The organism is Dehalococcoidia bacterium, from assembly GCA_041649635.1.
Taxonomy (GTDB): Bacteria; Chloroflexota; Dehalococcoidia; order E44-bin15; family E44-bin15; genus JAYEHL01.
In genome coordinates this window covers 148,862-171,863 of sequence record JBAZMV010000003.1, presented here as the reverse complement: position 1 = coordinate 171,863, position 23,002 = coordinate 148,862, and the positions used below count along the sequence as shown (strand labels likewise).

Genomic DNA, 23,002 nt, shown 5'->3' with positions numbered 1-23,002 from the left:
ATGAAAAACGCGATTCGGCAATAAAGAGAGACCTCCATTATCGAGATGCGAATTATTACCGGTACAGCTAAGGGGCAACAGATAAGAGCGCCTAAGGGTGTCCGCTTGCGTCCTACGTCGGAATTGACGCGGAGCATGATGTTTTCAATATTGGAATCCATGGATGCCGATTGGTCGCTTGTGCTTGATATATATGCTGGCACCGGTTCTCTTGGTATCGAGGCGCTGAGCAGGGGCGCCGGCTGGGTTGATTTCATAGAACAGGATCCTAAATGCTGTGCGGCGATAAATGAGAACCTGTCGAATACCGGGTTTTCGGATCGGGCCTGCGTATATTGTATGGCTGCGATGAAAGCGGTCTCTTATCTCAAGAAGCAGTATGGTATCGTAGTGATGGGACCGCCTTACCGTGATAAAGCTTTCCTTCAGTTAGTTGAGAAGCTGGCCGTTTCTACGTTGGTTGGCAGGGGTTCCACCATAGTTGCAGAGCATTCCTATCATCTTCCTCTCGAATCGAAATATGGCGATTTCAATCTGATAAAAGAGCGCAAGCACGGCGATACCTGTATTTCAATCTATCAATAGGAGGTAGTAATTTGGTTCTAGCCCTTTATCCAGGAAGCTTTGACCCGGTTACAATGGGGCATGTTGATATCGCGGAGCGCGCGGCCGCGCTTTTCGACGGGGTTGTTGTTGGAGTATACGAGGTTCCGCCAAAGCAGTTGCTGTTTAGTACCAACGAAAGGGTCGCGCTGATGAAGAAAGCCCTGAAACATATACCCAACGCGAAGGTGGTCAGCTACGAAGGACTCACGGTGGAATTCGCCAGGAAGATGAAAGCCAAGGTCATTGTGCGCGGCCTGCGTATGAGCTCCGATTTCGAGAAAGAGTTTGAAATGGCCCTGATGAACAAAAAGCTGGCATATGACATCGAGGTGGTGTGTTTCATGACGAAGCTGGAATTTGAGTTTGTCAGCTCGAGCCTGCTCAAGGAGGCGGCGAGGCTGGGTGGGCATATAGACGATCTGGTTCCTCCGCATGTCATGGATGCCCTGAACGAGAAGTTCTCTAAGAAGTAGTCCCTGTCGGAGTGAGTGGCGTGACGGTAGGAAATATCAAGTGTCTGCGAAGACATATCCATTATAAGGAGGTAAAAGGTGGCCTATAAAATTGTCGAGACATGTATAAGCTGTGGAGCTTGCGAGTCGGAATGTAAAAACGACGCGATAAGCGAAGGCGATACGATTTATGTGATCGATCCGAATAAATGCACGGAGTGCGTCGGTGCGGCTCTTGAGCCGCGGTGCGTCGGTATATGCCCGCTTGATGATTGCATTATACTCGATCCTGCCCACAAAGAGGATAAAGCTGCATTGCTTGAGAAGTGGCGTAAACTCCATCCGGGGGAGACGCCGGTCGCCGGAACTTTCTAGTCAGATATCGGGGTTTTTTGCCCTATAATCATTGTCTGAAATCCGATTATGGCGTTCAGGCGCGGGTTATCAAAGTGATAAAGGTGCGTCTTCTTTAAGATGCGCAATCCCGTATTACCTATAATCCTCGTTGCTTTCGGGAAAGTTTCTTCTATAAAGAAGGCTTGGAACATGTAGAACTGACACCCGAAGGCAAATCCGTCTTTCTCTATCGGCCTTAATCCTGCCTGCTTGACCAAACTCGACAGATGATTGTTAGAGTAGCTTGCCTCCGGGTAAAAGAGAAAACGCGGGCCCAACAGCCGCTTCGTCAGCGAGTGGAACAAGGCGAATTTGTTGGGAACCGATACTATAACTATCCCGCCGGGTTTGCATACTCTTGCGTGTTCTTTAAGCATCTGCAGCGAGCGTTCGACCGGGAAATGCTCGATCACCCCCTCCGAATAGACGACGTCGAAAGAGCCGTCCTTGAACGGGAGCGCGAAACCGTCTCCCTTCATCGCGTCTACGTATACCCCCTCCTGCTTACAGAAGAATGCGATGGTGGGGAAGGCGTGATCCGGTATATCTACGCCGACGCATCTGCAATTCAGCTCTCCGGCGATCTTTGTGAGGATGCGCCCGCTGCCGAAGCCGATTTCCAGAACAGTCGAATCCCTGGGGATATGCTTTCGGAAGGTGCTGTAAGCGTAGGGGAAATGCCAGGAGTCGTTCTTGAGCCATTCGGGGAAATACAGCCAGGTTGGTTCTTGAGGCATCTGTATATCTCAGCAGGTGATGTGAATCAGTGCTGCTGCTCTCTTCCCTTCGTCGGTCAGTTGGTTCCATTTTTGCACTGCGTCGCGAGACGGCAGAATGACCAACTCGGCTGATTGCTTTTCTGCGTATATCTTTGCTTCATCTGAAAGGCGGGCTCTAGATAATATGCCTATACCGATAATGATCGTCTTCGCGCCCGAGTCGAACAACTGCTGTATCTCATCTTTATTGATACAATGAGAGCCGACTACCCAGAAGCCACCGTCCCTGTGTTTTATTGTGTCGTCAGGGAGGAGGACGAGGTCACGGATGTGTTTTGTTCCGTCAATTACGGCTGAACCGAAACCGAACTTGTCGAACTTGAGCATAATCGTCTCGTTTCTCCATCCAGCTTTGCCCTGCGGATATCTGATCGAAGGCTTTAACTTACTGGAAAAAGTCCTTAACTGAGTCGAAATCACCCGGCAATAGAACAAGGATGCCCGGGATCCAGTCGAGCATTAATTGCGCGATCCCGGAGCCCTGGATAAAATCGGTGCCTAGTCCGTATTTTACGCATGCGGCAAGTACCGCCGCGCACAGCAGTGCTCCCGATGCCAATCCAAATATTCCCCCTAGCAACCTGTTCAACCATCCCAGTAATGCCAGGTGGACAAACTTGGTTAGAATAACAGCAAAGATAATGGATATAATCAGGGTACCGACTAAGATTATCGCGTATCCTGCCCATTTGGCATAATCTGCGTTATCTATTGACAGCCACCCCCCGACGGTCGGCGCGTACAACCCCGCCAGGATAATGCCGACAATAATGCCGATGAGAGGCATTATCATGCTGATGAAGCCGCGCCATATGCCGATTACGGTGGAGAGTACTAAAACCGCGATAAGGATGATGTCGAACCAGTTCATTTGTATCTCCCGCTATTATAAGGGCGTCGGGGTGCCTGCGCCGTCATGATGGTATGGTCGGTTGCATTATTATGAGCGACATGATATATCGAAGTACATTCTGGCAGGCGAATATAGACGGCACAGCAAATCGATCTGTGTGAAGTTAGATCGTGCGATAACTCTAACGACGGTCGGATTAGCGCCTCCTGCCGAGGTACTCATCCAGCATCTTGCCTTCTGGGAAGGTGGCGTATACTTCTTTAAGGACTTTCCCGAACAGCTTGCTGGCGTCTGTTACGCTGAGAGTCTTGCTGGGGTTGTTCTTGATGTAAGAAATAGTTATGCTCTTGGCGATATCCCTGGCGTTGGGAAGGGTATCCTCGCTGGATTCAATAACCTCTTTCAATACAATCCCAAAAACCTTCTTGACGTCTTCAGTTTTTACTTCACATTTAGCTACGATTGCCACGCTGATGTCGCTTGCAATGTCGTACAGTTCCATGTGAATCGCCTCCGTCACTATCATTTGTCGCTCCAATCTAGAAATCACATTGTATTACATTAATTATGTTTTGAAAAGGGGTTTCTGCAAAATTAGACAATTTTGGCTGTAGCCTCGAAGAAACAGGAGTGTATTGACTTATTTGATATATGTGATAGCATAAAGGGGTTAATTTAGATAGTGATAAAGAGTTATTAAATATGCGTATTAGCGGCTTATTGTTTTTGGCAGTTCTGTCAATTGTGGCAGCATTGGTTTCAGTACTCAATTATGCAGATAAAGCGGGAGTTGCCCTGGGCGCGGATGACAATGGAGCCCCGACTACCGGTTGTATAGTCATTAATGAAATTATGTATAACCCGCCGCAATCGGGGACAGACAGCGCATACGAATGGTTCGAATTGTATAACATGTGTGACGAGAATATCGAATTGGTTGGCTGGGGAATCAGGGACAATGGAGGCTACGATACAATTCCGTCGATTGGTATATCGGCGCACGGGTTTGCAGTAGTAGCTGCTTCCGAGTGCTTCTTTGAAAACCTCTCTACTTATAATGCAACGGTATTTCTTATACAGGATGGGAAAATCGGCAGTAATGGGCTGGGCAACGAAGGAGACCGTCTTATTTTGACAGACGATGGAGGAAATATTATTGATGCGCTTTCGTACGGGAGCGATACTACAATAAATGCGTCGTGGATGAAGAAGGTTACAGAAGGACATTCTATGGAGCGCCAGCCGGCAGGCGGTGCGTTTGATGACAACTCGAATCCTACTCCGGGGTTCGGTTGGTCGGATGTGACTCCGACTCCTACGCCCACGCCAACGTCCACACTTATCCCTACGCCAATCCCCACGCCAACGCCTACACTCACGCCAACGCCTACCACTACACCTACGCCTACACCCACGCCCACACCCACACCCACACCCACGCCCACAACTACACCGAGTCCGTCGCCAACTCCCGCGGGCACGGTTGCGTCAAGGGGCGATGTGTTAATCAATGAAGTCCAATACGACCCGCCACAGGCCGGTACTGATTCAAGATGGGAATGGTTTGAGTTATACAATGCATGTGACGAGACTATAGATATAGTCGGCTGGGTCATCGAGGACAACGGGGGGAATGATTCAATTCCTTCGATGAGTATATCAGCTCACGGTTTTGTAGTAGTAGCCGCTTCGGAAGGCTTCTTTGAAAACCATCCCGAATACGATAGTGCAATCGTTTTTATGGAGGATGGGAAAATTGGCAGCAATGGGTTGAGCAACAGTGGAGACTGCCTGATATTGACGGATAGTGAAGGGAACGTAATCGACGATCTCTCATATGGCGATAACGATAGCATAACATCGCCGCCGTACGCCAAGGTCACTGAGGGACATTCCATGGAGAGACAACCGGCGGGCGGCAGCTTCATCGATAACTCGGAGCCCACGCCGGGGACAGGTCTGCCGCCTCCCACACCGACCCCCGTGCCGACGCCCTCTCCTTCGCCTACGCCCTCGGTCTCGCCTACGCCTGCTGTTCCGGGGACAGTCGCCGACAGGAGCGATATCGTTATCAACGAGGTGCAGTACAATCCGCCGCAATCGGGATCTGAATCGGGGTACGAATGGTTTGAACTTTACAATACGCGAGACTTCGCGATTTCGCTGAGCGGCTGGAGGGTGAGCGATAATTACAGCAGTGACACTATCCCTCTCGCGAACATTTCGCCTCACGGTTACCTGGTCGTCGCCGCGTCGTCTGCCTTTCACGAGAACTTCCCGAATTACACCGGCGCCATCGTCTTCATCGAGGACGGCCGTATAGGTAACGGCCTGGGCAACAGCGGCGACTTGCTCATACTGAGAGATTCCGATGATAACGCGATCGATTCGCTCTCTTATGGCGAGGATGATAGTATAACGTCGACGCCGCATGCGAAGGTTGGGGAAGGCCATTCCATGGAGCGTTGTCCATCGGGCGGCAGCTTCATCGATAACTCGGAACCTACGCCGGGGTCGGGCTTGAACGACTGTGCCCCGATACCCGAGGCTTCTCCAATCGCGACGAATTCCTCGGTCGGCACCGTTGCCAATCGAAGCGCCGTTCTGATCAATGAAGTTCAGAACAATCCGATACAGCCGGGATCTGATACAGACTGGGAGTGGATCGAGCTCTACAATCCGGGTATTGAGGCTGTCGACCTGATCGGATGGAAGATAAGCGATAATCATGACGCGGACGACATTCCGGTGCTTAATCTTCCCGCGGGCGAACTGGTCGTAGTGGCCGCCTCGGGAAATTTCTCGGATAACTTCCCGGATTATGATGGGGCAATCGTATTTATCGCGGACGGCCGTATCGGCAACGGGCTTGGGAACGGGGGCGATCATCTCGTCCTGAAAGACAGCGCGGGGACAACAATCGACGAAATTTCATACGGCGATAACGACAGCATAACCTCGCCGCCCTGGCCGGATGTCGTCGAGAGTCATTCCCTGGAGAGGTCTCCCTGCGGCGGGCAGTTTATCGACAATGATGCGCCCACGCCCGGGCGCTGTCTTGCGATTATCTCCAACAGCGTAGATTGCGCGGACACGGAGCCGGTCGCGCCTGTGTCGGATGAGAGCGATTTGGATATGAAGCATAAACAGCAGTCGGCGGATGCGTCTCTGTCGGCAAGCGGCAAGGCACATACGTCATCGCCTTATGGGAGTTCGGATGAATTTCCCGGCTTTTCCCTCAGCGCCCTATTCATCACTCTGTTTCTATCCCTCGCATCAACATTGGCCTGGGTGGCATACAGGCGCAAGGCCGGATAATTGTCTCATGCCGCCGTCTAGGCTATAATTCAAACCAGTCCCATGCAAAAACCATCTACTATAGCGATAGACGGCCCGGCGGCCTGCGGGAAGACTACTGTCGGTAAGCTTCTGGCGCAGAAGCTCGGCTACAGATTCATCGACACCGGCGCCATGTATCGCGCGCTGACCTGGGAGGCTTTACGGCTCGGCGTGGATATCGATGATGAAATCGCCCTGAGCGATCTGGCGGAGCGGACGAAGATGGAGATACCGGCGGGAAAGGACGACGGCATAATCGTCAACGGCCGGTATATCGACCGCGAACTGCGCGGCCCGGAGGTCGATTTCGGAGTTTCTCCCGTAGCCAAGGTGGCCGGCGTGCGCAAGGTTCTGGTGCGCGAGCAGCGCCTCATGGCAAGGGAGGGCGGGTTGGTGATGGTGGGGCGGGATATCGGCACCAACGTCCTGCTTGACGCCGACCTCAAGATTTACCTCGATGTTTCCGTTGAGGAGCAGGCCAGACGCCGCTACAAGGAGATGGTGGAACATGGCGAAAAGGTTGAATATGAAGATATACTTGCCGGGCTCGTTCGCAGGGACGGCATCGACAGCAAGCGCTCCGTGAATCCGCTGGCGAAGGCGGCAGACGCGGTCGTTATCGATACCGATAAACTAAACGCCGATGGTGTCTTGAAAGAGATTTCAAAAATAATCGAGGGTCAATAATGCCGTGGTTTCATGATCTGGGTATCGCTTTTGTAATGAGGCCCCTTCTCTACCTGACCACCCGTTATCGGGTCGAGGGCAGGGAGAACGTTCCTATAAACGGGCCTTTGATCGTCGTGTCCAATCATCTCAGCATGACCGACCCCTCGGTGCTTTCCACGAGCATACCGCGCCTTATCATATTTATGGCTAAGGAAGAGGTGTTCAGCCATCCCATATTGGGACCTTTCGCCAAGGGCTGGCATTCATTTCCGGTGCGGCGCGGACAGATCGACAGGGAGGCGCTGCGGCAGGCCGATCAGACGTTGCGCGACGGTCTGGCGCTTGGTATATTTCCGGAAGCAAAGAGGAGCGCCGGAAAGTTGCAGCAGGGATATTTCGGGGCCGCATTGATCGCGCTGCGCAGCAAGAGCCCGATCCTGCCCGTAGGCATAAAAGGTGCGGACAAAATGAATAATATCAGCTATATATTTCATCGCCCGGAGCTGGTCATTAATATCGGGAAGCCGTTCACGCTGCCGCATTCCGGCGGCAGGCTGACCAAGGAGCAATTGGCTCCGGCTACGGATATCATCATGAGGAAGATAGCCGAACTATTGCCTGAAAGCTATCGGGGGTATTATGCGGATAGAGAAGGCGTCTGAGATAGGCTTCTGCACCGGTGTCAGGCGCGCCATCAACATGATAGAGAAGGCCGCCGGTGAGCTCGGCCCGCTGCAGACGCTGGGGCCGGTGGTGCACAATCAGCAGGTGGTCGATAAACTCGCCGAACGCGGAGTCACCGTGGCCGACAGCCTCGACCAACTTAAGCGCGGCATCCTCTGTATCAGCTCGCACGGCGTCGGCCCGCAGGTTATCGCAGAAGCCGAGGCCCGCGGCATCAGGATAATCGATACCACGTGTCCGTTTGTGCGGCGGGCTCAGGTTGCCGCTAAGAAGCTGGCCGCCTCGGGGTTTTCCGTAGTAGTTTTCGGCGATAGGAATCACCGCGAGGTTCAAGGCCTGCTGGGATACGCCGGTGAAAAGGGGCTGGCGACGAAGAAGGTTCCCGCTTTCAAGAAGCTCTCGCCCCGCGTCGGCATCCTGTCACAGACGACGCAGAGGTTCACGGCTTTCGAAGAGTTCGTGTCGTCATTTATACATACACATCTTGAGGACCTCTCCGAGTTGCGTGTGGTTAATACAATATGTGATGCAACACGGAAACATCAGGAGGCGGCGCTGGAGCTTGCACGGCGCTCGGACATGATGCTGGTGGTCGGCTCTCGCAGCAGCGCCAACACCAAGAGGCTTGTCGAACTGTGCTCGGATGTCGTTAAGACCCACCATATCGAAACGGCGCGGGAGATCGCCCCATCCTGGTTCAGCGGCAAAGTCGGCCTCGTCGGTATTACTGCGGGGGCCTCGACACCTGATGAAGTTATCGATGAGGTCATCTCTGTCCTTAATGGACTGCGATAGCATTTGTCAGCTAGTATATGTTATAATTACTCACTACTGAGCCTAGAAAAACCAAGGGAAAATTTGTCTGATGGACGTTCATCCTTGTGTATCAATCAACCGTTTTAACAGTAACATAAAAAGCATCAAATCGAATTCCCCTATTGAAAAATCAGCTACACTGAAATATATACTCAAACCCAAGCATACCGGCGTTTGTCGCAGCCGCATTCATTAACTGGAGGTAGCAATGTCAAAGTACGTCTATTCATTCGGTGGCGGAAAGGCGGACGGGAACGAAGCGATGAAGAATCTGCTCGGCGGCAAGGGGGCCAACCTGGCCGAGATGGCGGGACATCCTTCACTACGCCTGCCGGTGCCGCCCGGGTTCACTATAACAACGGAAGTCTGCACTTATTACTACGATCATAAAAAGAGCTATCCCAAAGAGCTAAAGGCCGAGGTCGGCAAGGCCTTAGCCCAGGTCGAAAAATTGAGCGGCAAGAAGTTCGGGGACGCTAAAAATCCGTTGCTCGTTTCCGTGCGTTCCGGGGCGCGAAGGTCCATGCCCGGCATGATGGATACGGTGCTAAACGTCGGGCTTAACGATACGACGATCAAAGGCCTTATCGCTCAGACAAAGGACGCGCGCTTCGCCTATGATGCCTACCGCCGCTTGGTGATGATGTACGCCGATGTTGTCATGGAGAAGGCAGAGGGCATCGAGCCCAGGGGCGGCAAGGGCATACGCAAGGTGCTCGACGAGCGTCTGGAGGAAGTGAAGAAGCGTAAAGGTTATAAGAGCGATACGGAATTGACCGCAGACGAACTCAAAGCTCTGGTGGTCGAATTTAAAAAGACGGTTAAAACCATCCTCGGCAGGCCTTTCCCCGAAGATCCGCAGGCCCAGCTCTGGGGTGGCATCGGTGCTGTTTTCATGAGCTGGAACGGCAAGCGCGCTGTCGAATATCGCCGCATTGAGAAGATACCTGACGAGTGGGGAACCGCGGTCAACGTGCAATCGATGGTTTTCGGTAATATGGGCCAGGATTCGGCGACAGGCGTCGCTTTCACGCGCAACCCGGGAAACGGCGAAAACCATTTCTACGGCGAATACCTCATCAACGCGCAGGGCGAGGATGTTGTTGCGGGTATACGCACGCCCGGGCCGGTCAACGAGTACTCAAAGAACGCGCAGAGTAAAAATCTGCCCACACTGCAAAAGGTGATGCCTAAGATTTACAAGCAACTGGACGAATACCAGCAGCGGCTGGAGAAGCACTATAAGGACATGCAGGACATCGAATTTACTATCGAGAACGGGAAGCTTTATATGCTACAGTGCCGCGTTGGTAAGCGCAACGGCGTGGCGGCTGTGCGCATGGCCGCTGATATGTATAAAGAGGGCCTCATCGATGCCGATACCGCTATCATGCGAGTGGCGCCCAATCAACTCGTTGAGCTGCTCCTGCCCATGATCGATCCTAAGGCCGAGGCCGGCGTTCCCGCTATAGCGAGCGGCCTCCCGGCGGGGCCGGGCGGGGCCAAGGGAAAAGTCGTATTCACCTCCGCTGACGCCGTGGCTAACTCGGAGAGGGGGGAGAAGGTCGTACTGGTGCGTGAAGAGACCTCGCCGGAGGATGTCGACGGTATGCACAAGGCGCAGGCCATACTTACCAGCAAGGGGGGCATGACATCTCATGCCGCGCTCGTTGCGCGCGGGTGGGGCAAGTGCTGTATCGTCGGCTGTTCCGACATCGAGATCGCCGACAATAATAAGTCGTTCAAGACCAAGAGCGGCAGGACGGTGCGCGAGGGGGACTGGATCACGCTCAACGGGACCAAGGGCGCGGTTTATGAAGGCAGCCTGACCCTCATCGATGCCGACCTTGAACGCAATAAGACCTATAAGGATTTCATGAAGCTCGTCGACGAGGCCCGCGTGCTCAAGGTTCGCACCAATGCCGATACGCCAAAGGACACTAAGAAGGCGCGCGAGTTCGGCGCCGAGGGCATCGGGCTTTTCCGCACCGAGCACATGTTCTATGGTGAGGGCAGCGACAAGCCGCTGTTCCTGCTGCGCAAGATGATAATGAGCAAAACTGTCGAAGAGCGAAAGGCAGCGCTGAAGCAACTCGCCGCATTCGTCAAGAAGGATGTAAAGGCCACACTGGAGGTGATGGACGGGCTTCCGGTCACGATACGTCTGCTGGACCCGCCGCTTCATGAGTTCGTGCCGCACAGCCAGGATAAACTGAAGGCATTGGCAGCCGAGTTGAAGATCGACATGGCCGAGGTGCACAAGCGCGCCGAGGACCTGCGCGAGAACAATCCCATGCTGGGTCACCGCGGCGTGCGCTTGGGGATCACGTATCCGGAGATAACCGAGATGCAGATACGCGCCATATTTGAGGCTGCGGCCGAGCTCATCGCCGCCGGCAAGAAGGCCAATCCCGAGATAATGATTCCGGTGACCTGCGCCGATACCGAGATAATCGATCACAAGGCGATTGCCGATCGCGTGCATGCAGAAGTATGCAAGAAAATGAAGATGAAGAAAATTCCCTACATGTTCGGCACCATGATCGAAATACCGCGCGCGGCGCTTACGGCCAACCAGATCGCCGAGGTGGCCGAGTTCTTCTCCTTCGGCACCAACGATTTAACGCAGATGACGTTCGGCTTCAGCCGCGACGACATCGGCTCGTTCCTGCCGGATTACTTGAGAAAGAAGATACTGAAGGACGATCCGTTCCAGACCGTGGACCAGACAGGCGTCGGCGAGCTGATAAAGGTCGCTATCGAGCGCGGGCGTTCGGTGCGGCCCAAGCTCAAGGTGGGTATCTGCGGCGAGCACGGCGGCGATGCGGAATCGATCAAGTTCTGCCATCGCGTCGGCATGGACTACGTGTCCTGCTCACCGTTCCGGGTTCCGATAGCGCGTCTTGCCGCGGCTCAGGCTGCGGTTGAGGATAAGCCGGTCGTAAAAAAGAAGGCGTCACCAACCGGTGCGGGCCGTGGCAGGAAGAAGGCGACCAAGCGATATAGTCGCGGTCAGTCAAAATAGGGCGTTTATCTCAGGTTTTAAAAACGACTTTATATATGCTATAATAATTACTCGGCAGTCTATAGAACGGGAATATTGTCTCTTGTTGACTCTAGATAAACCTTCAGATGTATTACCACGTACCGGATTAGGTGTTACTTTGTTCGTTGACTGTGCGTAAATTAGATAGAATTCAACTAGAAGGGAAGACATGAATCAGGTAGACAAGATAATCGCCGATTATAAAAAAGACAAGGACGCGCTCATTCAGATACTTATCCAGATACAGAAAGAGAACCGGTGGCTTTCTGAGGACGTTCTCAAGAAGGTCAGCAAGAAGCTCGATGTACCCATCAACCAGATATACCACATAGCCACCTTCTATAAGGCCTTCAGCCTGGTGCCTAACGGCCGTCACTCCCTTTCCGTGTGTCTGGGGACGGCCTGTCACGTGCGCGGCGCGCCTCGTTTGCTGGACAAGGTAAGCGAAGTGCTGGGCATTAATCCCGGGGAGACCAGCGAAGACATGAAGTTCTCATTGCATACCGTTAACTGCCTGGGATGCTGTGCCCTTGGCCCGGTGATTCAGATTGATGATGAGTACTACAGTGATCCCTCATCGACGGAACTCAAGAAAATCATCGCAGAGTGCGACTAAAGGGGAATTATGCCACAACTGAAATCTAACGCCGATTTAACCAAACTCAAAAAACAGATACTCTCAAAGAAGGCTACCAAGCGATATGTCTCAATCAATGCAGCCGGAACCTGCGGCATGGCCTACGGCAGCGACAAGGTATATAAGGCCTTCACGAATGAGATAAAGAAACAGGGACTTTCCAAAGAGGTGGAGGTCAAGGTTACAGGATGCCTCGGCTTCTGCGAGAACAGTCCGATAGTTATGATCCTTCCCGACGACATCAACTACTTCAAGGTTAAGCCGGAGGATGTAGCGGAGATAGTCTCCAAGACGCTGGTGGAGAAAAAGATCGTAGACCGCCTGCTCTATAAGGGTGACGGTAAAAAGATCGTGAAAATCGACGACGTGCCTTTCTACAGCGGGCAGAGCCGCATCGTCTCAGGCAACAATCGCTATATAGATCCTGAGAACATCAATGACTACATCGCCTTGGGGGGATACTCCGCCCTGGCGCAGGTGCTGGGGAAGATGAATCCAAAAGAGGTTCTCGATGTGGTTAAGCAGTCTAACCTGCGCGGCCGCGGTGGAGGTGGCTTTCCGACAGGTGTGAAGTGGGAAACGTCCGTCAATGCCCAGTCGGATATTAAATACGTCATCGTCAATGCCGATGAGGGAGACCCGGGCGCTTATATGAATCGTGCCCTGCTCGAGGGCAATCCGCACAGCGTGCTGGAGGGATTGATTATCGGCGCATACGCCGTTGGAGCCAGAGAGGGTTACATATATGTGAGGCAGGAGTACCCGCTGGCCATCAAGCATCTTTACGTGGCGTTGGAGCAGGCGCGCGAGTACGGGCTGCTCGGCGAAAATATCCTCGGCTCGGGCTTCGATTTCGATATCATCGTTCACCAGGGCGCGGGCGCCTTCGTATCGGGAGAATCAAGCGCGCTCATGACAGCCATCGAGGGGCGCGTCGGCGAGCCGCGGCCCAAGTATATACGCACAGCGGTGAGCGGCGTCAGGGAGAAGCCCAGCATCCTTAACAATGTCGAAACGTGGGCTAACGTCCCGCTTATTATCAATAACGGCGTCGGCTGGTTCACCAAAATCGGCGTCAAGGAGAATTACGGCACCAAGATATTCTCGCTCGTGGGCAAGGTCAACAACACCGGACTGGTCGAGGTTCCTCTGGGCACCACGCTGCGCCAGATCATATTCGACTGCGGCGGAGGCATACGCAAGGGCAAGAAGTTCAAGGCGGTGCAGACAGGCGGACCCTCGGGCGGGTGCATACCGGCGAGCATGCTCGACATGCCGGTGGACTTCGACCAGCTGGCCAAGGCCGGCTCCATGATGGGCTCCGGCGGCATGATCGTCATGGACGAGGATTCCTGCATGGTCGATGTGGCGCGCTACTTCCTGGACTTCCTGGCCTTCGAGTCCTGCGGCAAATGCGTGCCGTGCCGAGAGGGCATACGACAGATGTTAAAGATTTTGAATCGAATATGCGACGGCAAGGGCAAGGAAGGCGACATCGAGCTTCTGGAGAGCCTGGCCGATGTGCTCAAGGACGCTTCGCTCTGCGCCCTGGGTCAGACGGCGGCCAACCCGGTGATGAGCACCATCAAATACTTCAGGGATGAGTACGAGGCTCATATCAAAGAGAAACGTTGCCCCGCCGGCGTCTGCAAATCGCTGGTTTCATACTACATCGTACCGGAGAAATGCCAGGCGTGCGGCATCTGTTTGCGCGAGTGCCCCGTGGGCGCTATATCCGGAGAGAAGAACATCGTCCACGTTATCGATCAGAGCAAGTGCACCAAGTGCGGTTCCTGCATAGAGGTCTGCCCGGCCAAGTTCGATGCCGTGGTTAAGATCTCCGGTAAGCCTGTTCCCAAGGCTCCGGAAAAGATGGAAGTGATACGCAAGAAAGAGGCTAAGAGCTGATGAAGACGGTTACGTTAAACATAGATGGTAAATCTGTGACCTGTGAAGAAGGTAAGACTTTACTGGATGCAGCCAACAGCATCGGCATCATGATACCGACGCTATGCCATAACGAGAAGCTGGCGCCATACGGCGGCTGCAGGATATGCACTGTAGAGATCACCAAGAATAAGAAGAAGCGCCTCGTGACCGCCTGTGTCTATCCCGTCGAGGAGGGGCTCGAGGTAAAGACTGACACGCCCCAGGTAAGAAAGATAAGGGCCACCGTTCTGGACCTGCTTCTGGCTTCCTCTCCCAATGCTAAAAATATAGTCGAGATGGCTAAGGAATACGGTATCCTGGAGAAGCACTTCGAAGCCGAGAGGACCAACTGCATCCTCTGCGGCCTGTGCGTGCGTTACTGTCATGAGGTCAAGAAGGCCAACGCCATCGGTTTCGTCGGCCGCGGCATCGAGCGCCGAGTGGTCTTTTTCCCTGAGATCGCAAAAACGGTTTGCGCCAGTTGCCGCGAGTGCTTCAGCCTCTGCCCTACGGCTAAATTACCGTCGGAGACCGACGGGGTTTCATTCGATAATCTGACACTCGGGGACTTCCTTAAGGTTAAGTAGCCCCACCGCTTACAGGAGGAAAAGCAAGGTAATTATGGATTTGCATTCCTCCATTCATTTGACCAATTCAGACATTCGTCTCAGGCTTGAGGAAAGCGAGGGACGATTGTCTCCTTATGCCGCGCGGAGTCGAATGACCAGGGGCAGGGCGCGCAGCGAAGAGCCATGTCCCATGCGAACCGAGTTCCAGCGCGACCGCGACCGCATCATCCATACCAAATCGTTCCGGCGGCTGATGCACAAGACGCAGGTGTTCATCGCTCCGGCCGGGGATCATTACAGGACACGGCTGACGCATACGTTAGAGGTCTCGCAGATCGCCAGGTCCATCGCCCGCGCCCTCAGTTTAAACGAGGATTTGACCGAGGCCATATCGCTCGGGCACGACCTCGGACATACGCCTTTTGGCCACATGGGGGAGGACGTGCTCGACGAGCTGTATCCCGGCGGTTTCCGCCACAATGAGCAGAGCCTTAGGGTGGTGGAGGTTCTGGAGAACGACGGGCGGGGGTTGAACTTGACATGGGAGGTCAGGGACGGTATCCTTAATCACTCCAAGAACTGGACGGACATCCTTGATAGCGGCGTCGGGCTGGCGTCTACCCTGGAAGGACAGATATGCAAAATAGCCGATGCCGTGGCCTATATCAACCATGACATAGATGATGCGATACGTGCCGGTATAATAGACGACAGCGATCTTCCCTCCGATGTCGTTCGTCTGCTGGGCGGCGCGAACAGGGAGAGGATAAACTCGCTTATCGTCGATATCGTCGGCCACGGGCAGGAGACCGCGGCGGAAAGCGGAGGACCTCCCGATATCGGGATGAGCCCCGCGGTCCGCGAAGCGGCTAATAAGCTTAGGCAATTCTTGTTAAAGAGGGTCTATTGCGAGGCCAGGGAGGATGCGGAGCAGGCGCGGGATATAATATGCACCCTGTACCGGTATTTTACCGCGAATGCCGAAAAGCTGCCCGATGAATATCGATTGGTTTACGGCGACGTGGAGCGCAGCGTTGTGGACTACATATCCGGCATGACCGACAGGTATGCACAGGAAATCTATAATGAGGAATGTTCTACCCGATAGGTTGAAATAATGGCAAACATCGACGACATCAAAGACAGGATAGACATCGTAGATCTAGTATCGAGCTACGTCACGTTGCAGAAGTCGGGGCGCAACTTCAAAGCCCTGTGCCCGTTCCACAGCGAGAAGACGCCCTCGTTCTTTGTGTTTCCCGAGAAAGGCACCTGGCACTGCTTTGGCAGCTGCGGCGTCGGCGGCGATATCTTCTCGTTCGTTATGAAGAAGGAAGGTCTGGATTTTGGCGCTGCGTTGAAGCTGCTGGCGGACCGGGCCGGCATTAAGCTTGAGCCGAAAGTGAAAGATCAGGCAAAGGAACAGGGGCTGGACAGGCTTTACGAGATCAACGAAGCGGCTGCTGATTATTATCACGATATCTTGATGAACGGCAAGGCCGGGGAGCCGGTGCGGCACTACCTCAACAAGCGCGGCATTGCCCAGGGGGCTATAGAAGAATTCCGCTTGGGATTAAGCACCGAAAGCTGGGATGCGCTGAGCAGACACCTTGCGACTCAGGGCTGGAAGGTTGGCGAGATGCTGAGGGCCGGCCTGGTGGTCGCGAAGGACGACGGCGGACACAGGGACCTGTTTCACAACAGGCTTATGTTTCCGATAAGGAGCCAGGCGGGCCGCGTGGCGGGATTCGGCGCCCGCGTACTGGACGGCGGCCAGCCGAAATATTTAAACTCACCGCAGACCGCGGTGTTCGATAAAAGCGGTCTGCTGTACGGGTTGGATATGGCCAGGCAGGCTATCAAAGAGGATGACCTGGCGGTCATAGTGGAAGGTTACATGGATGTCATAGCCGCCCATCAATACGGCTCCAGGAATGTTATCGCGCCCATGGGTACCTCTTTGACATCCAGGCAGATCGATCTAATAAAGAAACTTACAAAGAACATCGCGCTCGCTCTTGATTCGGATGCCGCCGGCGAGCAGGCTACGTTGAGGGGATTGGAAGTGGCCAGGCAGGCTCTCAGCAAGGCAGTAGACCATCGGGAGCGCGGCTGGCTGGACGGCGAGATGAAGGTTGAAGGCAGGCTGAAGGTGATACTGATGCCTCCAGGGAAAGATCCCGACGAGGTCATACGCGATCAGCCCGGGGAGTGGCAGCGGCTTGTCGCCAACGCGATGCCGGTCATGGATTATTTCTTTGAGGCGGCGCTGTCCAAGTTCGATCCCGGTACCGACAGCGGGCGTTCGGCTATAATAGACAGGCTGCTGCCGCGCGTCATGGAGATATCTGATATCGCGGACAAGGAGATATACTTCAGGAAGCTCGGCAAGCTGTCCGGCGTAGCCGAGAAAACATTGTTGGCCAAGGCGGCGCAGATACAGCCGACGAAGCGGGAGAAAGGCATCAGGCAGCCTGCCGTTCCGAGCCTGGCTGTATCCAGGTATCCGCTGGAAGAGTATTGCCTGTCGCTGCTTTTGCAGAGACCTGATCTCTGGGACGGGGCACTGGCGCTTTCACCGGAGCATTTCGAGGGCACGGAGAATCAAGAGATATTCACGGCGTGGATGAATAGTCCCGATATCGAAAAGATACGAGCATGTCTTGACGCCAGTCTGCATGAGTATCTTGACAGGCTCCTATTAAGGTGCTTGCCGCCGGCTACGGAAAAAGAGGTTAAGGTTGCCTTGTCCGACTGCGTCAGGCGGCTCTGGGAGCAGCGTTTGCGCAGACTGAAGGCTCTTGAGTCGATACTGATGTCCGAAGCCGAGTCCGAGGGCGATAAGAATATCATTAAAGAGCAGGTGGAGGCACTGCTTCAGAGGTCTCTGGAGCCCACCACTCAGCTCAAGGATGTTTTTGAAAAGGCGAAGAGAGGAGGGTTGGGCATTCGAAAATGAAAATGCGAGGAGACGGGGGTTTAGATAAATTGCTCAATTCCAAACTGCACAACGAACATAACGATGACGCTCGTGATATAGGGACGGAACACGATCTGGGCGCGCTGGCCGAGCTCTACGCCGCTCTGGCACGCGGCGATATAAGCGAGCGTGGCGATAAAGCCGCTCACTCCTGGGTTGATGACGCCGCGGAGGTCGTCGAAGATGAAGTTATAGAACCCGAGATAGAGCCTGAGGTGGATCTCGAGAAGGCGCTTGATATCGAAGAGCAGGACATAATTGACGACCCTGTTCGCCTGTATTTGAGAGAGATCGGCAATGTGTCGCTGCTCAATGCCAGCGAGGAGAAGGTCCTGGCCAGCAAGATGGAGCGGGCACGGCATATTAAACGGATACGGGATGAATGGTACGCCAGAAACGGCGTCGCCGCCACGCAAAGTGAGATCATTATAGTAATCTTGCAGCAGCTCTGCGACGCGGCGCCCCTAATACAACTCCTTGAGAGTGAATTAGAGTTGAGTCCTGCCGGCTCTCTAGTGGAGAGGATATCGGATCCGGATTTCAGGAAGGCTGTGGATGCCGCGATAAATCAGCAGCTTATAGAAAGCACTGCGGAACAGAGCGAAGTCAATGTCAGCGATACCGGTATAGCCATGGTAAACCTTTCACTCAACAGCAGCCTGATACCTCCCGCAGTGATGGATATACTGGAGGATAATGTCATAGGAGAGGTGGCCTATCTGTTGGCTCAACCTCGCTTTAAGAAGCTGCTTCAGGCTAAAGAGAAGGAGATATCCGCCTACTTTTATGAGGTGGCGTATGAAGCGGCCAGAGCGGAGAAGCACCTCACGGAAGCAAATCTGCGTCTCGTGGTGAGCGTGGCTAAGAAGTACATCGGCAGGGGCATGACCCTGCTCGACCTGATACAGGAAGGCAACATCGGCCTGATTCGAGCGGTGGAGAAGTTCGATTACCGCAAAGGCTATAAGTTCAGCACATACGCTACGTGGTGGATTAGACAGGCCATCACCAGGTCCATCGCCGACCAGGCTCGCACGATACGCATCCCGGTTCATATGGTGGAGACCATAAACAAGCTGCTGCGCGTGAGCCGCCGTCTGGTTCAGGAGCATGGCAGGGAGCCCACCAGCGAGGAGATAGGCAAGGGTATGGAGGTGACTCCGGAGAAGGTGCGCGAGATCATCAAGGTTTCGCAGGAGCCGGTGTCTCTTGAGACACCGATCGGCGAGGAGGAAGACAGCCACCTCGGCGATTTCATCGAAGACCGCAGCGCGCTGGCGCCTCCCGACGCGGCGTCGCATCAGCTTTTGAAGGAGCAGATAGACGAGGTCCTTTGCACACTCAATCCTCGCGAGCGCCGCGTGCTTCAGCTAAGGTTCGGTCTGGAGGACGGGCGCAGCCGCACGTTGGAAGAGGTGGGACGCGAGTTCGGTGTCACCAGGGAGAGGATACGTCAGATCGAAGCCAAGGCGCTGAGAAAGCTGCGGCATCCCAGCCGTTCAAAAAAGCTCAAGGATTATCTTGAATAAGCTCAGTAAAAAGGCTGTCAGGAACATATCCATTACCACATGCGGCGTGTTCGCAGTGTTATGCCTTGTCTCGGGCATATTCTTCTATCTGGTTACCGGGCCCGTTTCATCGGATGAGTGGGGTGTCGAACGTGTAGATCCATCTATTGAATTGGCGGACGGTCTTGACGAGAAGATAGACGAATTAAAAGAGAGAATTGAATCCGCTTCGAGCGGCGAAGATCTCGTTCTCACGATTACGCAGGAAGAAGCCACCTCCAAGCTGGACGAGATGGCCCGCAACGGCGATATCGCCATAGACACGGAGAATCCCCAGGTCTATTTCGGCGCGGGCACGATATGCGCTTCGGCCAGGGTGCAACTCGGTGTTGGCATGGAGACGGCGGTGCAGGTTGAGATAGGGGCCAAGGACGGCAAAGCCGATTTTACAATAAGGCGGCTCGAGTTCGGCAGGCTGGCGATTCCCAAAACACTGATTAATAACGTCATGACCGCTGTCGAGCATGAACTGGTGGGGCGTTGGGATGAACTGCCGGTTACGGTGGAGGCAATCGATGTAACGCCGGGATTGATGACGGTCACGATGGTGAAGAAGTAGAATATTTCTGGTAAGTGCCGGTCAACCCCCTGCTATCCCCCTTGGGAAGGGGGAAACAATAACCGAACCCCCTGTTAGTCCCCCATACGTTGGGGGACATTTATTAATATAGGGGACACCCCTATAACCCCGTCCCCGATTCATCGGGGTACCTCTTTTTTAGCGGAACATCTTTCCCAGGTTTCCCAATCCGCCCATACCGCCGCCCTTCTTCATCCGCGATACCTGCTTCATGAGCTTCTGCGTCTGGCGGAACTGGTTCAGTAACTGGTTCACATCCTGGGTCGTGGTGCCGCTGCCGCCGGCGATGCGGCGCTTGCGCTTGCCGTCTATGATATCGGGGTTGCGCCGTTCCTGCGGCGTCATTGAAAGCACCATTGCCTCAATCTTCTTCAGCTTCTTATCGTCCACGGCCTCGGGGTTTTTACTGGCGACCGATGATAACCCGGGTATCATCTCTACAAGCTGGCTGAACGAGCCCATTTTCTTGAGTTCGCGCAGTTGAACAAGGAAATCCTCCAGGTCGAAGCCGGCATGCTTGACCTTCTCCTGAAGTTTCAGCGCCTGTTCCGCATCGAAGCTCTTCTCGGCCTTCTCGATGAGCGTGAGCATATCGCCCATTCCGAGTATTCGAGAGGCAAGGCGGTCGGGATAGAACGGCTCCAGCGCATCCATCTTCTCACCGATGCCGATGAACTTGACGGGCACGCCGGTCACGGATTTGATCGACAGCGCGGCGCCGCCGCGGGCGTCGCCGTCCATCTTGGTCAATATCAGGCCGGTGAGGCCCAATTTGGCATGGAACTCGGAGGCGGCGTTCACCGCATCCTGTCCGGTCATGGCGTCAACCACCAACAGCACCTCAACGGGCTGGAGCACCTTCTTGACCTCGGCCACCTCGTTCATGAGCTCCTCGTTGATGTGCAGCCGGCCGGCGGTGTCGGCTATGACCCAGGTCGATGCCAGTTCGTTGGCGCGTTTCAGGGAGTTGGCGCAGACCGCGGGCGCTTTCGATGTCGGATTTTCGCTATAGACGGGGATATCGAGCTGTTTGCCTAGGGCGATAAGCTGGTCGATGGCGGCGGGACGCTGCATGTCGGCGGCCACCAGCAGCGGGCGCTGGCCCTGCTTCTTCAGGTGCAGCGCCAGCTTGGCCGCCGTCGTCGTCTTGCCCGAGCCCTGCAGCCCGGCGAGCATGATAACCGTCGGGGGGTGGTTAGCCGTTGTCAGGCGGGCGGGCGCGCCTCCGAGCACGGCGGTCAGCTCCTCGTTGGTTATCTTTATCACCTGCTGCGCCGGCGTGAGGCTCTCCAGCACGTCGCTCTGCAGCGCTCTCTCGCGCAGCCTGGCCACAAAGTCCTTGACCACTTTGAAATTGACATCGGCTTCTAGCAGCGCCAGCCGCACCTCGCGCAGCGCCTCATCGATGTCCTTCTCGGTGAGACGGCCCTTGCTTCCCAGCTTCTTGAATACCGCATTCAGTTTTTCGGATAGGTTGTCAAACATCGGTCAATCTCAAACTAGGACAATTGTAATCGGCGGCGGTTCAGGAATCAAGGTGATGGGTTCGTACGTCGATATCTTGACACCGTTAACCGCAATGTCTATAGTATGTCCCACATATATAGAATCATGTCGGTGCCGCAGCCAACTTTTCTTCAGGAGCGCAAGTTATGGCGGTGCAGATAGTTACCGACAGCACTTCGGATATCAGCCCGGAGCTGGCCCGAGAACTGAATATCAGGGTGGTGCCGATATATGTCCGCTTTGACAGGGAGATATATCGCGACGGGGTCGACATCTCCGCGAAAGACTTCTACAGCAGGCTGATCACCTCGCCCGTTCACCCTGCCACGTCACAGCCCAATCCGGAGGATTTCATCCGCGTGTACAAAGATTGTGCCGGCAGCCATGACGGCATCGTTTCCATTCACATATCATCTAAGATCAGCGGGACGTTCAACTCCGCTTCAATTGCCAAGAAGAACCTGAACAGTTCCGTTCCCATAGAGGTGATTGATTCCGGTTTCAATTCCGCCGGGCTGTGTCTTGTGGTCACGGCCGCGGCGCGGCTGGCGCGATCCGGGGCCTCCATGGCTGCGGTTGTGGAGGAGGCCTACAGGTCGAAGCGGCAGGTTCGCATGTTCGGCATGTTCGATACAATGAAATACCTGGCCCGCGGCGGCAGGTTGAACAGGACGATCGCCGAAGCTTCGCGGCTGTTGAACGTGAAGCCTCTGCTGACGTTCAGGCAGGGGGAGATAGTGCGTGCGGGCCTCGTGCGCACTACCGCTAAGGGCATTGACCGGATATTTGACTACGTGAAGCAAAATCTGCCGGCAAGCGAGCTGATTATCGTTCACAGCTGCGTGCCAGACCAGGCGCGTCTGCTTAAAAGCCGCCTGGCGACGCTGCTTCCGGAGGAGAGTATCAGTATAGCCGCGCTGGGGGCCGCGCTGGGGGTTCACGGGGGGCCGGGGGTTCTGGTGCAGGCGCTGAGACGCGTCGAGCCTGGAAACTCGTAGGGTAACCGCACGTAAGGAGGGGGAAATATGGCTTCGCAACAGATAATTTTACTGGTCATAAATATCATCGGCGGCATTGCCGTAATCGGCAGCTACATACTGGGGCTGCACAACGCCGGGCCGAACGCGGCCAACGCCCTGTGGGGAGGGGTTCCCGCAGCCATCAGGCCGGTCTACGGCGTGTATATGATACTGGCCGCAATTGGCTATCTCGCCTTCCTCTATTTTATCCTGGCCCGGCTGACGCCCGCCGAGGTGAGCATCTCGGGCAGGTTCGGATATAGCACGTTCTACGTGATCTTTCTATTGATTCTGATACCGTCGGCTTTCTGGATGCCGCTGACCAATGTCTACGTGGGCAATCCGGGAACTGCTCTGTGGGTCGGAATCCGAGTTGTGCTGGCCATTGTAGGGCTCGCCTCGATCGCACTGGTCTGGGCGCTTCTAGCCCTTAAGACCCAAACGTCAGGGGTTGCATACTGGCTGGCCGTCGCCGGCAGCATATATTTCGCCTTTCACTGCGCCGTCCTGGATGCGATCGTCTGGGCGGCATTATTCAAATAGGCGCTTCCGCCGCCGCCGATTATGTTAGAAT

Annotated in this window: 21 protein-coding genes and 2 pseudogenes; 18 read left to right on the top strand and 5 right to left on the bottom strand. The window is 54.6% G+C overall.

Annotated elements, in window-relative coordinates; all coding sequences use genetic code 11:
• Positions 1-45: 45 nt before the first annotated feature.
• The 3 genes from WC562_06140 to WC562_06130 all read left to right on the top strand — a co-directional run bounded on the left by WC562_06140 (position 46) and on the right by WC562_06130 (position 1,433).
• Positions 46-585 (top strand): RsmD family RNA methyltransferase, encoded by a 540-nt coding sequence (locus WC562_06140; GenBank protein ID MFA5055738.1) that lies wholly within the window; start codon positions 46-48, stop codon positions 583-585.
• Positions 586-596: 11 nt separating this feature from the next.
• Entirely contained in the window at positions 597-1,079 is a 483-nt protein-coding gene (coaD, locus tag WC562_06135; protein MFA5055737.1) for a pantetheine-phosphate adenylyltransferase, read from the top strand.
• A gap of 78 nt (positions 1,080-1,157) precedes the next feature.
• Positions 1,158-1,433, top strand: coding sequence for a YfhL family 4Fe-4S dicluster ferredoxin (locus tag WC562_06130; GenBank protein ID MFA5055736.1), 276 nt, complete (start codon positions 1,158-1,160; stop codon positions 1,431-1,433).
• On the opposite strand, the gene WC562_06125 is transcribed toward WC562_06130, so the two are convergent.
• The 4 genes from WC562_06125 to WC562_06110 form a co-directional block, all read right to left on the bottom strand.
• Positions 1,430-2,191, bottom strand: a complete 762-nt coding sequence (locus tag WC562_06125) for a class I SAM-dependent methyltransferase (protein ID MFA5055735.1) — start codon at positions 2,189-2,191, stop codon at positions 1,430-1,432. The genes WC562_06130 and WC562_06125 overlap by 4 nt on opposite strands.
• 9 nt (positions 2,192-2,200) lie before the next feature.
• On the bottom strand, positions 2,201-2,560 hold the full coding sequence (locus WC562_06120) for an MTH938/NDUFAF3 family protein (GenBank protein ID MFA5055734.1): 360 nt from the start codon (positions 2,558-2,560) through the stop codon (positions 2,201-2,203).
• Positions 2,561-2,618: 58 nt separating this feature from the next.
• On the bottom strand, positions 2,619-3,104 hold the full coding sequence (locus WC562_06115) for a CvpA family protein (protein ID MFA5055733.1): 486 nt from the start codon (positions 3,102-3,104) through the stop codon (positions 2,619-2,621).
• 178 nt (positions 3,105-3,282) lie between these two features.
• Positions 3,283-3,612: a hypothetical protein gene (locus WC562_06110; protein MFA5055732.1), complete on the bottom strand. Its 330-nt coding sequence runs from the start codon at positions 3,610-3,612 to the stop codon at positions 3,283-3,285.
• Positions 3,613-3,788: 176 nt separating this feature from the next.
• Here WC562_06110 and WC562_06105 point away from each other — a divergent pair, with 176 nt between their 5' ends.
• The 13 genes and pseudogenes from WC562_06105 to WC562_06045 all read left to right on the top strand — a co-directional run bounded on the left by WC562_06105 (position 3,789) and on the right by WC562_06045 (position 19,882).
• Positions 3,789-6,404, top strand: a complete 2,616-nt coding sequence (locus WC562_06105; protein MFA5055731.1) for a lamin tail domain-containing protein — start codon at positions 3,789-3,791, stop codon at positions 6,402-6,404.
• Positions 6,405-6,446: 42 nt separating this feature from the next.
• A complete protein-coding gene (gene cmk, locus WC562_06100; protein MFA5055730.1) occupies positions 6,447-7,112 on the top strand; it encodes a (d)CMP kinase in 666 nt (221 codons plus the stop codon).
• Positions 7,112-7,756: a lysophospholipid acyltransferase family protein gene (locus WC562_06095; protein MFA5055729.1), complete on the top strand. Its 645-nt coding sequence runs from the start codon at positions 7,112-7,114 to the stop codon at positions 7,754-7,756. Before cmk ends, WC562_06095 begins: the two co-directional genes overlap by 1 nt.
• Positions 7,734-8,573, top strand: coding sequence for a 4-hydroxy-3-methylbut-2-enyl diphosphate reductase (ispH, locus tag WC562_06090; protein MFA5055728.1), 840 nt, complete (start codon positions 7,734-7,736; stop codon positions 8,571-8,573). Before WC562_06095 ends, ispH begins: the two co-directional genes overlap by 23 nt.
• Positions 8,574-8,802: 229 nt before the next feature.
• Positions 8,803-11,619, top strand: coding sequence for a pyruvate, phosphate dikinase (gene ppdK, locus WC562_06085; GenBank protein MFA5055727.1), 2,817 nt, complete (start codon positions 8,803-8,805; stop codon positions 11,617-11,619).
• Positions 11,620-11,809: 190 nt separating this feature from the next.
• Complete coding sequence (locus WC562_06080; protein MFA5055726.1) at positions 11,810-12,256, top strand: NAD(P)H-dependent oxidoreductase subunit E; 447 nt, start codon at positions 11,810-11,812, stop codon at positions 12,254-12,256.
• Positions 12,257-12,265: 9 nt separating this feature from the next.
• Positions 12,266-14,185, top strand: a complete 1,920-nt coding sequence (locus WC562_06075; GenBank protein MFA5055725.1) for an NADH-quinone oxidoreductase subunit NuoF — start codon at positions 12,266-12,268, stop codon at positions 14,183-14,185.
• Entirely contained in the window at positions 14,185-14,793 is a 609-nt protein-coding gene (locus tag WC562_06070; GenBank protein ID MFA5055724.1) for a 2Fe-2S iron-sulfur cluster-binding protein, read from the top strand. The genes WC562_06075 and WC562_06070 overlap by 1 nt, the downstream gene beginning before the upstream one ends.
• Before the next feature lie 34 nt (positions 14,794-14,827).
• The gene (locus tag WC562_06065) at positions 14,828-15,883 is read left to right on the top strand and encodes a deoxyguanosinetriphosphate triphosphohydrolase (protein ID MFA5055723.1); all 1,056 of its coding nucleotides are present in this window, start codon (positions 14,828-14,830) and stop codon (positions 15,881-15,883) included.
• Between the two features lie 9 nt (positions 15,884-15,892).
• Positions 15,893-17,734: a DNA primase gene (gene dnaG / locus WC562_06060; GenBank protein ID MFA5055722.1), complete on the top strand. Its 1,842-nt coding sequence runs from the start codon at positions 15,893-15,895 to the stop codon at positions 17,732-17,734.
• Positions 17,731-18,096, top strand: a pseudogene (locus WC562_06055) (sigma-70 factor domain-containing protein). Before dnaG ends, WC562_06055 begins: the two are co-directional and overlap by 4 nt.
• 471 nt (positions 18,097-18,567) lie before the next feature.
• Positions 18,568-19,284: pseudogene (gene rpoD, locus WC562_06050) on the top strand (RNA polymerase sigma factor RpoD).
• Positions 19,277-19,882: a hypothetical protein gene (locus tag WC562_06045; protein ID MFA5055721.1), complete on the top strand. Its 606-nt coding sequence runs from the start codon at positions 19,277-19,279 to the stop codon at positions 19,880-19,882. Before rpoD ends, WC562_06045 begins: the two are co-directional and overlap by 8 nt.
• A gap of 159 nt (positions 19,883-20,041) precedes the next feature.
• Here WC562_06045 and ffh read toward each other — a convergent pair whose 3' ends face one another.
• Positions 20,042-21,388, bottom strand: coding sequence for a signal recognition particle protein (gene ffh / locus WC562_06040; protein MFA5055720.1), 1,347 nt, complete (start codon positions 21,386-21,388; stop codon positions 20,042-20,044).
• 167 nt (positions 21,389-21,555) lie between these two features.
• On the opposite strand from ffh, the gene WC562_06035 reads away from it, so the two are divergent.
• Together WC562_06035 and WC562_06030 are read left to right on the top strand one after the other, a co-directional pair.
• Positions 21,556-22,407: a DegV family protein gene (locus tag WC562_06035; GenBank protein ID MFA5055719.1), complete on the top strand. Its 852-nt coding sequence runs from the start codon at positions 21,556-21,558 to the stop codon at positions 22,405-22,407.
• Between the two features lie 27 nt (positions 22,408-22,434).
• On the top strand, positions 22,435-22,971 hold the full coding sequence (locus tag WC562_06030) for a hypothetical protein (GenBank protein MFA5055718.1): 537 nt from the start codon (positions 22,435-22,437) through the stop codon (positions 22,969-22,971).
• The last annotated feature ends 31 nt before the right edge of the window (positions 22,972-23,002 follow it).